General features: G+C 46.2%; 11 protein-coding genes. 2 read left to right on the top strand and 9 right to left on the bottom strand.

Going from position 1 to position 14,509, the window contains the following annotated elements:
- Window positions 1-43 precede the first annotated feature (43 nt).
- The 7 genes from rodA to purD all read right to left on the bottom strand — a co-directional run bounded on the left by rodA (window position 44) and on the right by purD (window position 9,432).
- Complete coding sequence (gene rodA / locus A4R26_RS31265) at window positions 44-1,381, bottom strand: rod shape-determining protein RodA (protein WP_081170587.1); 1,338 nt, start codon at window positions 1,379-1,381, stop codon at window positions 44-46.
- Window positions 1,378-3,462 (bottom strand): penicillin-binding protein 2, encoded by a 2,085-nt coding sequence (gene mrdA / locus A4R26_RS31260; RefSeq protein ID WP_081170585.1) that lies wholly within the window; start codon window positions 3,460-3,462, stop codon window positions 1,378-1,380. Before mrdA ends, rodA begins: the two co-directional genes overlap by 4 nt.
- A 186-nt stretch (window positions 3,463-3,648) precedes the next feature.
- Window positions 3,649-4,182 carry a rod shape-determining protein MreD gene (locus tag A4R26_RS31255; RefSeq protein WP_081170583.1) on the bottom strand — a complete coding sequence of 178 codons (534 nt, stop codon included), beginning with the start codon at window positions 4,180-4,182 and terminating at the stop codon, window positions 3,649-3,651.
- Entirely contained in the window at window positions 4,179-5,033 is an 855-nt protein-coding gene (mreC, locus tag A4R26_RS31250; protein ID WP_081170581.1) for a rod shape-determining protein MreC, read from the bottom strand. The genes A4R26_RS31255 and mreC overlap by 4 nt, the downstream gene beginning before the upstream one ends.
- 72 nt (window positions 5,034-5,105) lie before the next feature.
- On the bottom strand, window positions 5,106-6,131 hold the full coding sequence (locus A4R26_RS31245; RefSeq protein WP_014223005.1) for a rod shape-determining protein: 1,026 nt from the start codon (window positions 6,129-6,131) through the stop codon (window positions 5,106-5,108).
- 827 nt (window positions 6,132-6,958) lie between these two features.
- Window positions 6,959-8,017: a tryptophan 2,3-dioxygenase family protein gene (locus tag A4R26_RS31240; protein WP_081170579.1), complete on the bottom strand. Its 1,059-nt coding sequence runs from the start codon at window positions 8,015-8,017 to the stop codon at window positions 6,959-6,961.
- Between the two features lie 131 nt (window positions 8,018-8,148).
- A complete protein-coding gene (purD, locus tag A4R26_RS31235; protein ID WP_081170577.1) occupies window positions 8,149-9,432 on the bottom strand; it encodes a phosphoribosylamine--glycine ligase in 1,284 nt (427 codons plus the stop codon).
- Between the two features lie 558 nt (window positions 9,433-9,990).
- Here purD and A4R26_RS31230 point away from each other — a divergent pair.
- Window positions 9,991-11,796 (top strand): peptide MFS transporter, encoded by a 1,806-nt coding sequence (locus A4R26_RS31230; RefSeq protein WP_081170575.1) that lies wholly within the window; start codon window positions 9,991-9,993, stop codon window positions 11,794-11,796.
- 200 nt (window positions 11,797-11,996) lie between these two features.
- Here the strand turns inward: A4R26_RS31230 and apaG are convergent, their stop codons facing one another.
- A complete protein-coding gene (apaG, locus tag A4R26_RS31225) occupies window positions 11,997-12,383 on the bottom strand; it encodes a Co2+/Mg2+ efflux facilitator ApaG/CorD (protein ID WP_081170573.1) in 387 nt (128 codons plus the stop codon).
- Between the two features lie 247 nt (window positions 12,384-12,630).
- Between apaG and A4R26_RS31220 the strand changes: the two genes are divergently transcribed.
- The gene (locus A4R26_RS31220) at window positions 12,631-14,082 is read left to right on the top strand and encodes an isocitrate/isopropylmalate family dehydrogenase (RefSeq protein ID WP_081170571.1); all 1,452 of its coding nucleotides are present in this window, start codon (window positions 12,631-12,633) and stop codon (window positions 14,080-14,082) included.
- Window positions 14,083-14,140: 58 nt separating this feature from the next.
- Here A4R26_RS31220 and A4R26_RS31215 read toward each other — a convergent pair whose 3' ends face one another.
- Window positions 14,141-14,365 carry a hypothetical protein gene (locus A4R26_RS31215; RefSeq protein WP_081170569.1) on the bottom strand — a complete coding sequence of 75 codons (225 nt, stop codon included), beginning with the start codon at window positions 14,363-14,365 and terminating at the stop codon, window positions 14,141-14,143.
- Between the last annotated feature and the right edge of the window lie 144 nt (window positions 14,366-14,509).

Genomic DNA, 14,509 nt, shown 5'->3' with positions numbered 1-14,509 from the left:
ACATTATCACATTGCCCAATTATCACATTATCAAATTATCACATTATCGAAGTACCATCTGCCGGTCGGCATCGAGCCTGACCAATATAAACAGCATGGTGGTGAACGAGATCAGCGAGGTACCCCCATAACTTATAAACGGCAGCGGAATACCTATCACCGGCGCCAAACCAATGGTCATACAAATATTGATGGCTATATGGAAAAAGAACACAGATGCCACTCCGTATGCATAACACCGGCTGAACACGCTTCGCTGCCGCTCAGCAATATTCACCATACGTAATAATAAAAAGGCATAAATGCCCAATACAACCACACAACCCAAAAAGCCAAAACCTTCTCCGATGGTACAGAAAATAAAATCGGTACGTTGCTCCGGCACGAAGTCGAACCGCGTTTGCGTTCCCTTCAAAAAGCCACGGCCAAAAAAGCCACCCGAACCAATTGCGATCTTACTTTGACGTACGTTGTAATCGGTATCCTTTTTTACAACTACCGGTTCATCGCCTTCTACCGTATTCAATTTGGCATATGGGTTTTCCCGGCCAATCAATGAGAATATACGTTCTACCTGGTGCTTCTGTAACACCTTTGTAAATATAAAGGGAACCGCAAAACGCTGTACACCTACGCAACAAGCCCAAACCACAGCAATGATGATCACCAGTTCGCGGCGCTGCCGGGTAAAACGCCAGCCGAAGTATAATGCGAGCAAGGCAATAGCGGTAAGCGTTATGGCCAGTACGTTCTTATCTAACAAAAGGGTGGCAACCACCAGCACGGCCAGCGAAAAGCCAATGATCAGGTAACCGGCGGGTAAACCCTCGCGGAACATTACCAGGAAAAATGCCAGGAACACCAGGGCCAAACCTGTTTCCTTTTGTGCTACGGTTATAAGCGCAGGCAAGAATATAATACCCGCTGCCATCAGGTGCGAGCTGGTTTTACTGAAATCGGTTTCAACCCGGGAAAGGTATTTTGCCAGCGCAAGGCACACGAACACTTTACACAGTTCTGCCGGCTGCAACTGAAAGCCCCCAAAACGTATAATGGATTCCGTTCCCTTTACCTCCGTATGAAATGGGAACACCAGTAACAGGAGCAATATGCCCACTGCATACCAGATGTTTGCAGTAGCCGTAAAGAATTTACTATCGGTAAGTAATATGAACAAGCCGATCAGGATCGACACGAAAAAATAGATCAGCTGCTTGCTGTAATCTGTTTTGAAGTTCAGAAAACTGCGCAGCACATCATCTCCCTCGTGATAGGTAACTGAAAAAATGCTCAGCAACCCGATCGCAACCAGGAGTAAGTATAGCCAGATAAGGGTTGAATCAACCCCTTTGGAAATGGTAGGATTACGCTGGTTGTTCATGGATTTCTTTTATCGGTCGTTGTTCGTTTTGCATATAAATTCTTGTTTATCATCTGTTCCTTTTCCACTTTTTTTGCTACAGGCGCCGGAACCGAAGGAACTTTTCTGCTGCCATGTTTTGGCAAATATTTTTTGATATAGCTACTGTCCTTTGTAAGGTTGAACCATTTGAAAGCACGAACAGAATCCGTTTTATATTGTAACCTTTCAAAGTATTCCGGAATGATATTCGCCTCTGAAATGCGTTTTACTTCAGCCACTCTTTCTGTTCTGAGCGAATCGGTGAGGTATTTTTCAACTATCAGTGATCCTATCGGCGCCGCCCAGGTAGCACCATAGCCGGCGTTTTGAACTACTACGGCCACGCAGATCTTCGGATCTTCGCGCGGCGCAAAACAAACGAACATCGAATTATCTTTCAACTGTATCACCTTGCCATCGAGCACTGTTTTATTTTCGGCCGTTCCGGTTTTACCGCAAATGTTGATCCCTGGTATTTGAGCCACCCGTGCCGTACCATGCTCAACCACATCCTGCATACCCTGCTGTACTATATCATATACATCATCTGGTATGTGGGTGAGCACCTCATGCTTTTGGCGGTATCTTCTCAACACCGTATCCTTTTCGTTTTCGTTCTCAATACTTTTTACAAAATGTGGAATATAATAATATCCTTTGTTGGCAACTATTGCCATGGCGTTGGCCATTTGCAAAGGCGTGGCCGTTAATTTATCCTGGCCTATACCAATGGTTACCATTGTACAGGAATTCCATGAGCGGCGGTACTCTTTATCGTATTGGGTGGTGTCGGGCACGTTGGCGGTAATTTCGCTGGGCAGATCAACCCCTATGCGACGGCCAAAACCAAACGCATGCATATATTCATTCCATTTTACCAGGCCCGCACGGGAACCTGAGTAGGCCGGATTGTCGAGCGTTTTTCTGAACACATCTGAAAAGAAAGAGTTGCACGACCAGGCTATCGACAAACGCAGGTTAGCCGAGTGGCCCTGCCAGTGTTCGGTACAACGCACCACTCTGTTACAACCGTAATAGGCGCCGGTACAACCGATACCGCTCTGCGGCTTAATTACGCCTTCGTCGAGCGCGATCATAGCGCCCAATGGCTTGTAAGTAGAACCGGGCGGGTAGAAGCCCTGTATTGCCCGATTTAAAAGCGGTGCTTTAACATCGAGCACCATGTGGGCATAGTTCTTTTGTTTATTGGGCCCAGTTAACGAGTTGGGGTCATAATTAGGCCCTGAAGCCATGGCCAGAATACCACCGGTTTTGGGATCGAGCGCTACCACGGCGCCCAGTTTACCGGATATTAATTTTTCAGCCAGTTGCTGCAGTTCAATGTCAATAAAGGTATTCAGGTTACGGCCACGCACAGCGGGTGTATCGTAGCGGCCTTTTTCATAATTACCAACCAGGCGATTCTTATTATCCTTCAGCAAAAACTCAACACCGCGTTGTCCCATCAGCACTCTTTCATAATACGCTTCCAGTCCGTTACGGCCCACATAGTCGCCCATGTGATAGTACCCGCCTGAGCGCCTGATAATGTTCGAGTCGGCCTCACCGATGTAACCCATTATATGCGCGGCGGCGTTAAAGGGGTATACGCGAACCGGTCGTTCAACCAACGCAAAACCGGGAAACTTCCAAAGGTTTTCATCGAGCCGGGCCTGCAGTTGCGGCTCCAGCAGATCCTCAAAGATAGAAGGCCGGTATGGACCGTTTTTATAGCGCGCCTCGAGCATGCGTTTTCTATATTCGGCCGTATCGATGCCCAATATTCCACAAAGGCCAAAAGTGTCGGTCTTTTTTGCCTCATTAGGCACCACCACCAGGTCGTACATGATAGTGTTATTGAGAATAGGCCGGTTCTTCCGGTCGTAAATGATACCCCGGTCGGGATATTTTACCTTGGGAAACACCGCGTTATCCATGGCCAGTTGTTTGTATTTGCCCTGAATAACCTGAAGGTTAAATAACTGAACTATGATAATGAGGAAGAGGCCAAGGAAAATCAGGCGAATTATATTACTTCTTGACTGGTTAAATACAGACATAGGACTTAAAGTACATTATACAGCACTATAGTTACCAAAGAAAAATTGATTAATTTATTGTAAGCGAAGTTAAATCTTTTTGACCTTCGGTCATTGCCGGCCCCGGCCAGCGGCGCTTTTACCGTTTGCCCGGTTCTTTCATAGTTTTCTTTCTCATATTTCCCCTTCTCTCCCAATTCTGACTGCCTACGCCGTATTCGTTCTGAATTTCTCTTTTCTGAAGAACAACAGCTCGGTGATAAGCACAAGCATCAGGCTGATACCCGTGGTGGCCAGTACTTTTCCAAGAAAGAACAGGAATGATCCGAATTGCAGCCATTCGAGCAACACGAGATAGATATGGTGCAGCAGGGTTAAAACCAGCACATATATTGCATAGGGGGCCCATCCCATACTTACGGGGGATGGTGATTTATAGTTTTGTTCGGCGCCTTCCTGTGGAATGAGAATGTTCACCACAAAACTCCGCAAATAAGCGATCATAACGCAGGCGGCGGCATGCAGGCCGGGCGTTTGGGTGAAATAATCCAGGGAAAGACCAAACAAAAAGCTCACCAGCATCAGGCTCATGCGGCCCATGCTGAAAGGAAGCCAAAGCACGTACAGATAATATATATACGGCACTACAAACTGATGCAGCGGACGTATCTGGAACAATACATAATACTGTACCAGGATAAACAATACAAACCGAATCGTATTACGAACCAGATCACTCATTGGTTTATTTTATTTGTTTCTTCTTCCAGCCTGGCCTGTTCGTCTTTCAGGAGGTTCTCAACCACAGAAACGTACTGCACATTAAAAAAATTGGTAGCCGGCTTTAACCGCAACGTGTAAAAGCTGCTCGATTCGTCGTCAACTACATCTATTATTGTACCAATCAATATGCCGGGTGGAAAATAAGAGGCGTAGGCGCTGGTTACTACCGAGTCGCCTTTGGCTATCGGGGCGCTTTTAGGTATGTGCCGCAGGGTAATATATAAGGGGCTGCTGCCATCCCAGGATACCTGGCCGGTCTCCCCTGTTTTTTTAAGGCTGGCGCTGATCTTGCTCTGACGATGTAACAGGCTCATTACCACCGCATAATTGCTGCTGGTATTGATCACCACCCCCACTACGCCATTGGCGCTGATAACGCCCATATTCCGGTGTACACCCTGGTTTTCGCCACGGGCAATGGTAAGGGTATTGTTGGGCAGGCTAACCGAGTTATTGACCACCCGGGCGCCGCGCCATAAATATTTGCGAAAATGTCCGAGGGTATCGTACGGCACAGAATCCTGCACCAGTTTTTGAGATGTATCGGGGCGGGTGAAGTTGGAAAATACGAGGTTCCGCAGCTCTACGTTTTCTTTGGCCAACTGGTCGTTGGCAGATTTCAGTTTAAAGTAATTGGCAATGTTGGTATACTTGCCGCCAACGTTTCCTGTTAATTCATTGGCTACGCCCGAGAAAACAGCTTCATGGAACTTATTGTAATGAAATAAGATGTACAGGGCCACAACCTGCAGCACCACGAAGAATACAAAATTGAAGTACCTTCTGATGAAGAGAAAAATATTACGCACCTGCAGAAATTTTTGAAAAATTACAAATTCCGGCTTACCTGCCTGTTGGCCAGTACGATCATTATCGTATTATTAACGCATCACAAACGGATAGCGGTCATAATTCTTCAGCGCCAGGCCGGTTCCGCGTACTACGCTCTTTAACGGGTCGTCAGCCACATGCACAGGTAATTTAATTTTCTGGCTTAAGCGTTTATCCAGTCCGCGCAGCAGGGCTCCGCCGCCGGTGAGGTATAAACCGCGTCTGTAAATATCGGCAGCCAGCTCGGGCGGGGTCATTTCCAGCGCTTTCAAAATGGCCTCTTCAATTTTGAAGATGCTTTTATCGAGTGCTTCGGCAATCTCCTGGTAGCTAACCATGATCTGTTTGGGGATACCGGTTACAAGGTCGCGACCGTTTACGGGGATATCATCTGGTGGGTTATCGAGGTCTTTCATCGCCGCACCGATGTTTATTTTTATTTGTTCGGCTGTGCGTTCACCGATCAGTAAGCTATGATAGCGGCGCAGGGCCTCCATGATATCGGCTGTGAATTCATCCCCGGCAATACGGATACTCTGATCACAAACGATACCCGCCAGGGCAATCACTGTTATACCAGTTGTACCACCACCAATATCGATGATCATATTACCAACAGGCTCTTCTACATCAATACCAATACCCAGGGCGGCAGCCATAGGTTCGTGCAGCAGGTAAACTTCTTTGGCGCCTGCCTGCTCGGCACTGTCGCGCACCGCTCTTTTTTCTACTTCCGTAATACTTGAAGGTATACAGATCATCATTCGCCAGCTTGGGGGGAACAACGGCTTTTTGGGGTAGATCATTTTGATCATTTCCCGGATCATCAGTTCAGCCGCGTTAAAGTCGGCAATCACTCCGTCTTTCAACGGACGAACAGTGCGGATGCTTTCATGGGTCTTTTCATGCATCATCAACGCCCGTTTCCCTACCGCCAGTACCGTTTTGGGGTTGTTCCGGTCCAGCGCAACAATACTCGGTTCATTCACCACTACTTCGTCATTATGTATGATTAGGGTATTGGCAGTGCCCAGATCGATGGCAATCTCCTGGGTGAAAAAGTTGAATAAGCCCATTTAGAAGGTCAGATTTTGGATTGAATGTAATGCATGCAAAATTGAAGCAAATAATTCGAATTAACAAAGCACAACCTATACAGGATCAAGTATTTTTTTTCTGGTACAAAATTCGCTTGTGTTGTTGCTGCTTACCGCTACCAAACCCGTGCGGAAGGCCGTGCATTGTTATTCTGAATTATATCTTATCCTGCGAATCAAATGGCTTTCTGGTCAATCAAAAACGCTGGAAAAGTTATTAACCTAACGTTATACTGAAACGTTAATTGTTGCCTGTTGTTTAAATTGTTTGAGAACCTGCAGCCTGCGCCGGTTGAACGTTTGCACATGCGTGTAAAACCACCGCAGTTATCCACCTGTTCTTACTTTCTTTCCTGCTGCCGCCGTATTATTTACATCCCCACTTTACGCGTATTATTACCCGCCCGGCGCGAACTTTATCATAGCTAAACCGCCCGCCCATGTTGCATACAAACCGCTGCAACGCGCGCTGCGCCTGCATTTCGAGCTGCTGCGGCCACGCTACCCAACAAACGATTTCTCATTAACTGTGTAAATGACAGGCCTTGTTTCAATTGAAACATATTAACTATTTAACAATCGAACAAAATAGGGCACAGATCTTAAACCCATTTAATAGCCTGACAACAATACGATACAGGGCGGTTTGAAAATGTATTGCACGCCTGGGTGAGGAGTTGAATAAAACGGCGGTATTTCTTTGCGGAACGGTTCAGTGAGCGACCGAAGGCAGAACGGTTTAACTTTTTTGTGGAGGCCGGTTACCAGTTTCCCCGAAACCGAAAAAACTGGTAACCGGCAATGGCTTATGACACAAAACCCAGTCTCTTTTCCATCTCAGGACTCAATACCGGCAGCTTTCTTCTTTCAATGAGAAAACTGGTCAACCGGGCTATTTCAACAAAAATATAGTGTTTGTCTAACGCTCCTTTCAGGTAATCGCGGCCGGTGCTGCCACCGGTTCCTATTCGGGTTCCTATCATGCGGTGCACCATGTTCATATGGCGGTAACGCCAGGTGCTTAGCTGTTCATCAATTTCGAGCAGGCTGTTCAGCAACTGGAAAGGCAATTGCAGAATAGGGTAGCCGCGGTATAACATGATGAACAGGGCTGCACGCGAAGCTCTGGGCGATAAATGACGCCCTTCAGTCCCGGCAGCGTCGGAAAAAACCGAATCAAAGAACTGCAGGTTGTTTTGTTCCGCTTCGGCCAGGCCGGTTGAATAAATGTTGCGGTAATCGGTCCAGAACGGCGAATGCCCACCGTCCCATTCTGCCAGCGCTGGCGTTGTTGTCGTTGCCCTGAAATTTATCCAGTTATCCGTTTCTTCAAAAAACGGCATCCGCTCGAGCCAGGCATTGAGCAGCTCAATGAACGACTTCTCACTTTCCACCTTGCGAATGACATCTATCTGTTCCTGCCGCAGTTGCGAAACATAATACTCCTGGCCGTGGCGGTGCTGATATTTTAGTCCCAGTTTGGCTTCCACCAGTTTGAACTGCCAGCTTTGAAAACCCGAGGCGGGGCGAAGCATATCCCTGAAATCGAGAAAGTCCATCGGCGTCATGGTTTCCATAATATCAATCTGGTGCACCAGTACTTTCAGAATGGTTACCATGCGGTTCAACCGGTGAACAACGGTTTGCAGTTCGGGCGAATTGTCGTTAACGGGGTTTTGCATTATGCCCGCTATGGAGTCGATCTCAAAAAGCAGTTGTTTGAACCAAAGTTCATATGCCTGGTGAATGACAATGAACAACATTTCATCATGAGCGTGCTGTTGCAGCAGATCGCTTTCGAGGGCTTGAGCATTCAGTATTTTGTCTAATTGCAGATAATCGCTGTAGTGGACTTGTTTTGTCATCAAAATTAATTTTAAGCTTAATGCTGAACGCTTATGGCGGAACGCCAGCCCGAATTTCGGGCACACTGAGTTTGTTCGGGAGCGCCCACTACGGGAAATGAGTTAAGCGCTCCGCGTATTGCATTCCGTATTTATTCAAATTCGAACCCGATGTCCTGACGGAAGTACATACCCTCGAATGAGATGTACTGCAGAACTTCTCTCGATTTAACCACCGCCGAACTTACAGTACTGCCATAAGAGGTAACTGTTAGCACCCGGCCGCCGCTGGTTACCACTTTACCATCCTTTTGCCCTGTACCGGCATGAAATACCAGGCTATCGGCCGGTAGCGGGCTGTTCAAACCTTCGATCACAAATCCTTTTTCGTAAGAACCCGGGTAACCGCCGCTTACAGCCATTACGGTACAGGCATACCGGCTGTCCTGTTCAATTTTAATGTTGTTGAGCTGGCCCTTATCGGCCGCAATGAACAATTCAATGAGGTCGGTCTTTAACCTTGGCATCACCACTTCGGTTTCGGGATCGCCCATGCGGCAGTTGTATTCGATAACAAATGGTTCATCGCCTACTTTTATCAGCCCAAAGAACACAAAACCTTTATAGTCGATGGCTTCCTTCTCAAGGCCGCGTATGGTTGGTTTTATAACTTTCTCTTCTACCTTTTTCATGAAGGCGGCATCTGCAAAAGGTACCGGGCTAACAGCGCCCATACCACCGGTATTCAATCCGGTATCGCCCATTCCAATTCTTTTATAATCTTTAGCCTCAGGCAACAACACATAATCTTTTCCATCGGTAAGTGCAAAAACGCTCAGCTCAATGCCATCGAGGAACGCTTCTATTACTACTTTTTTACCGGCTTCGCCAAACTTGCTGTGCTGCAGCATGAGTTCGTACTCGGCAATGGCTTCTACGTGCGACTGGCAAATAAGCACCCCTTTCCCTGCGGCCAGTCCATCGGCTTTTAATACAATGGGCAGGGCATGCTGTTGCAAATATGGAATGCCTTCTTCGTAATTCGACTCATCGAACTCGCGGTATGCCGCGGTGGGAATGCCGTGGCGCATCATGAATTTTTTTGCAAAGGCCTTGCTGCCTTCGAGCTGGGCGCCATATTGAGAAGGGCCGATAACAACCAACTGCTGCTTCAACTGATCGTCTTTCTTAAAGAAATCGGTAACGCCTTTTACCAGCGGTTCTTCGGGCCCAACCACCAGCAGCGAAATGTTTTTTTCAAGAACGAATTGTTTGATGGCCTCAAAATCGGTGATTGAAAGATCTGCATTGACGCCATATTGCGAGGTACCGGCGTTGCCGGGCGCAATAAATAACTGGTCGCATTGTTTACTTTGTGCAATTTTCCAGGCCAGTGCGTGTTCGCGGCCGCCGGAGCCTAAGAGTAAAATATTCATGATAAATAGTGGAGTAGTTTTGCCGCCGCGAATTTCGGTATTGTGGGGGGATTAATGAATTTTAATTCTCCTGCCCGCCACAACCCTTAAACCCGTTTAATGTTAACAGGTAAACCGCCATTTACTACCCCTGGCTACCCCAAAGAAGCATAACACCATGACAAGCAGCCGGGTAAAAACGCATTTTCTACCCCTGCCCTACCCACGAACCATTTCAGTACTCCCTAACTATTTGATTATTAAACAACAAAATATGCCGCTCCTGAATTTTCACTACCACATGGCTACCTAACCACTACCCTTTTAACTACCCCGGGGCTACCCCTGGTTAACCCTTTATTAAACCCCATACTACCTATGCAATTCCTTTTTACCGGTAATGAAATGTGTAGCGCAGGAAGAGCGCAAGTACGAACCTGAACAGAAATAAGCAGCCGAATATTAGCTAAGCGCTAAGACATTCTCTTTTTAGCAGTATTGAATTAATCATTATTTTGGGCCGTTAAAATACTGCGCTAACGAATTGCTTGATTTCTAAAACAAAAATTACATGACTGTATGGCTCAAACTGGAACAATAACCCCCGAAGTGATCTCAACTGAAAAAACCTCTTCCAAAGGGCACCCCAAAGGCCTTGGCGTACTATTCGCTACCGAAATGTGGGAACGGTTCAACTTTTATGGAATGCGTACCGTGCTCGCCCTCTTTCTTTCGCAGGCCCTTATGATGGGTGATGAAAACGCTTCCATTATATATGGGGGGTATCTGGGCCTCTGCTACCTCACCCCCATGCTGGGCGGTTATATTTCCGACAAATACCTGGGCAACCGGAACTGTATCTTGTTAGGCGGCGCTATTCTCGCCATTGGTCAACTGGTGCTTTTTTCCAGCGCCAGCACCTTCGGCACCAATTTGCAAACGGCCAAAACCCTTATGTGGATATCGCTGGGATTGCAAATTTTCGGGAACGGGTTCTTCAAACCCAATATTTCTTCAATGGTGGGTCAACTGTACCCCAAAGAAGAAAAAAGCAAGCTCGATTCAGCTTTCACCATATTTTATATGGGTATTAACCTCGGCGCCATTTTGGGACAGTTTATTTGTCCGTTAGTGGGTGATGTGCAGCATATTATTAAACAGGCTGACGGAACAGAGAAAATAGTACGAGACCTTACTGCTTTCAAATGGGGCTTTCTGGCAGCCGGTATCGCCATGATGCTGGGAACGATCATTTTTTTCCTTTTGAAAAACAAGTTTGTAGTTACACCTACCGGCCAGCCCATTGGCGCCAAACCTGATAAAAATGCGGTTCATGAAGGTGAGGCCGCCCATGCCAAATTCACTACCCAGTCGGTAGTTCTGTTATTCAGCCTGCTGGTGATCTTTTATTTCGGCATTCAATACATTTCGTGGGATTCAATTAAATATCCTTTACTGGAAAGCAAAACAGGACTCGCCTCATATTTTGGCGCGCTTGCACTGTCGCCCATCAAAACTTACGTTTATCCTTTTATATACGCAGCCGGTATAAGTCTGGCCATCTTCATCCTCACCGATAAATCGCTTACCCGCGTTGAAACCCAGCGCATACTGGTTTTATACGTAGTGGCTTTCTTTGTGATCTTCTTCTGGGCGGCATTTGAGCAATCGGGTTCCTCACTCACTTTCATTGCCGCCAAACAAACCGATACCCGTATTTTAGGCTGGCATATGCCCCCCAGTATGGTACAGATCTTCAACGGCTTGTTTGTAGTGATCTTTGCCCTGCCTTTCAGTGTTATGTGGTTGAAGTTGCAGAAAAGGAACCTTGAACCGATCTCTACCGTTAAGCAGGCTATTGGCCTTGCCCTCATCGGATTGGGTTATTTTATCATTGCCACCCAGGTAAAGGGATTACAGATCCATGATAAAATAGGTATCATCTGGCTTATTGTATTATATCTTTTACATACCTGGGGCGAATTGTGTTTGTCGCCCATTGGTTTGTCGCTCGTAGCCAAACTGGCCCCCAAACGTTTTGGTTCATTACTGATGGGCGTATGGTTCCTCGGTAATGCGGCAGGCTATGCCCTCACCGGAACCCTGGGCGCTCTGTTACCGCCAACCGGTGATAAGTTTCAGGTAGCTGCTGAAAAAGGGATCAACCTGCAAAGTGTTCTCGATAAAACCGTTCAACCTACAGCCGAGCAACTGGCATTTTTAGCAGAGAAGAAGATCCCGATCACTTATCCCACTTTTTCCGGCTTCACTATTACTAACCTTTACGAATTCTTTATGGTTTTCGTAGTGCTTTGCGTGGCTGCCGCTGCATTATTATATGCGTTGACGCCGCTGTTGAAAAAGATGATGCATGGAGTTAGATAGTTGAAAAGTTGACATGTTGATAGAGGTATCTCAACTTTATGACCGCAATAAATAACAAACCTAATAAATGTAAAAAGGCTTCCGGTAATCGGAAGCCTTTTGTTTTTATTAATATCTTATATTATTGGCGTGGTGAAAATAGTCGCGAGGCCTGTAACTTGAAGCCTTTATCAACTTTTCAACTTAGCGCACTGCGCTACCTAGTTCATCTTAAACGGAACGATCATCTCGAATACCGGGATGTTCACATCGAAAGAAGTTTTGTTAAGCAGGTTCTCCATGAGGTAGGTGCCATGCATTTTACCCATTTCACTCCGCAGGTTGCAGCCGCTTACATACTGATACCGTTCGCCGGGCTGCAGGGTTGGCTGAACGCCTACTACCCCTTCGCCCTCTACTTCGCGATTGGTGCCATTGCTGTCAATAATATACCAGTGGCGGCGGTGAAGCTTTACAGGAAAGTTATTATGATTTTCAATGGTTATCCGATAGGCAAACATATACTCTCCCGATACAGGGTTGGAATAATCGGGCTGGTAAAACGTTTCGACACTTATTTCAATGCCTTCGGAAATCTTTGAAACCATTGCACTAACAATTTGGGAATTAAAGATAATCAAAAATAAAAGCCAGCCATAGCAATTATTCACGTTTTAATATGAATTGTTGGTGTTGATGGCTAATTTTGCCGGGGATTTATTCACATCGATCAGTATTTAATTACATAACATGGAACTTTTGCGATAATCAATTCATTATTAACATGTAATAATCTAATGGGTATTGCGACCAGTTACATGAGGCTTTATATTAACAACAAAAACTAAAATACACATGAAAATTGCAGTGGCCAAAGGCGACGGCATTGGACCTGAGATAATGAGTGCCGTTTTAAATATTTTTGAAGCCAACAAAGTGCCCCTAGAATACGAAATGGTTGACATGGGCAAATGGGTATTCGATAAAGGATTTTCAAACGGCATGACGCCAGAAGCCCAGCAAACCATCGAACGCCTGGGTATCTTATTTAAAGGTCCCATGGAAACCCCCAAGGGCAAAGGCGTTAAAAGTGTAAACGTAACCGCCCGCAAAACCTGGAATACGTATGCCAACAAACGGGTTTTTCAAACCCTGCACGGTGTGGATACCGTTTTCTCCAAAGCAGGCATTCCCATCGATATTACAGTTGTTCGCGAAAATATTGAAGATACATACGGTGGTATAGAGCACATGCTTACCCACGACGTAGCATTGAGCCGCCGCTTTATCACCCGCCCCGGCAGTTTGCAGGTGATCCGTTATGCTTTTGAAATGGCGCGTCAGAAAAAAGCCCGCCGCATTACCTGCGGTCACAAAGCAAATATCATGAAGATCACCGACGGGTTATTCCTCGAATGCTTTTACGAAGTAGCAAAAGAATACCCCGATCTTAAAGCAGATGATATCATCGTTGACGACCTGTGTATGAAACTGGTTACCCGCCCCGATACTTTTGATGTGGTGGTGCTGACCAACCTGCAGGGCGATATCGTGAGCGATCTTTGCGCCGGCCTGGTGGGTGGTTTGGGTTTTGCACCAAGCGCCAACATCGGTGATCACATATGTATATTCGAAGCGGTGCATGGCACAGCGCCCGATATTGCCGGTAAGAACATCGCCAACCCTACCGCATTATTATTAAGCGGCTTCGCTATGCTGCGTCACCTTGGCCTTACAGAAAATGCAGCCGTTATTGAGAACGCGTTGCTGTATACCCTTGAACAGGGTGTGCACACAGGCGACTTTGGCGATAAAAACAAGCAAAGCCTCAATACCACACAATTTGCCGATGCCATCATCGGCAACTTTGGCAAAACACCTGAATTGAATGCCAAACCAATAATAGCTAATAAACCAGGCACTCCCACTCCGTTGAAACTGGAAAAAAATACCATGCTGGAATCGAAGGAACTGATAAATGAACAAATCATTGGAGTTGATATGTTCATTGAAAGTAATGAGCAACCTGATGTAATCGCTAAGAAATGCCAGCGTCACGCAGGGGTTAAATTCAATCTTATCAACATCAGCAACCGTGGCACGCAGGTATGGCCTACCGGCTCTGTTTATACGAACCTGGTGAACCAGTATAACGTTCGGTTTGAAAGCATCGATACGTATCCGCTGAACCAGCAGGATGTAATAGGATTGTATGTAAGCTTAAGCGGCGATTTCAAGATCCCTTCGCTTGAATTACTGAATATGTGGGGAGAAAAGAAAGCATATAGCTCTGCTGCCGGTCAATAGTCGATAAGGCACACAATATGCAAAAGGATCGGTGCGATCCTTTTGCTTTTATATAAGCTTACAGCCAGGTCATAATAGCCATCCACACAAAGAACACCAACAACATACCAGACACTGACCACAGGATCGATCTTTGCGCACTTTGCTTTTTCATATGATTTGCCTCTTTATTACCCAGCCTTATCAATTTTATGGACATAACAAAATGCATTACCATAAAACCAAAGAAAGCAAGCATGATCAGCGTGAAAAGCACGCGTAAATAAAAGAAAAAGAGTGCCATGTTCAGGGGTTAGGGTTTACGATACAACTATAATAGAATTTCAACTCTTTTGCCGGGTTAGCCAGTTTTCGGCTTCGCTTAACGATCATAGCCGGCCATTTGGTTTCGCTCAGGGTATTTTCAGATTGGCAGTTGCCAATTGCC

Origin of the sequence: Niastella populi (assembly GCF_002078015.1) — a bacterium.
GTDB lineage: Bacteria > Bacteroidota > Bacteroidia > Chitinophagales > Chitinophagaceae > Niastella > Niastella populi.
Note: the sequence above shows the minus strand (reverse complement) of the source record. Positions and strands in the feature narration are given on the sequence as shown.

Excerpts from the sequence above, each read along its gene's own strand:
- mrdA (WP_081170585.1), bottom strand. The coding sequence starts at position 3,462 with ATGTCTGTATTTAACCAGTCAAGAAGTAATATAATTCGCCTGATTTTC.
- purD (WP_081170577.1), bottom strand. The coding sequence starts at position 9,432 with ATGAATATTTTACTCTTAGGCTCCGGCGGCCGCGAACACGCACTGGCC.
- A4R26_RS31255 (WP_081170583.1), bottom strand. The coding sequence starts at position 4,182 with ATGAGTGATCTGGTTCGTAATACGATTCGGTTTGTATTGTTTATCCTG.
- rodA (WP_081170587.1), bottom strand. The coding sequence starts at position 1,381 with ATGAACAACCAGCGTAATCCTACCATTTCCAAAGGGGTTGATTCAACC.
- A4R26_RS31220 (WP_081170571.1), top strand. The coding sequence starts at position 12,631 with ATGAAAATTGCAGTGGCCAAAGGCGACGGCATTGGACCTGAGATAATG.
- apaG (WP_081170573.1), bottom strand. The coding sequence starts at position 12,383 with ATGGTTTCAAAGATTTCCGAAGGCATTGAAATAAGTGTCGAAACGTTT.
- A4R26_RS31215 (WP_081170569.1), bottom strand. The coding sequence starts at position 14,365 with ATGGCACTCTTTTTCTTTTATTTACGCGTGCTTTTCACGCTGATCATG.
- A4R26_RS31240 (WP_081170579.1), bottom strand. The coding sequence starts at position 8,017 with ATGACAAAACAAGTCCACTACAGCGATTATCTGCAATTAGACAAAATA.
- A4R26_RS31245 (WP_014223005.1), bottom strand. The coding sequence starts at position 6,131 with ATGGGCTTATTCAACTTTTTCACCCAGGAGATTGCCATCGATCTGGGC.
- A4R26_RS31230 (WP_081170575.1), top strand. The coding sequence starts at position 9,991 with ATGGCTCAAACTGGAACAATAACCCCCGAAGTGATCTCAACTGAAAAA.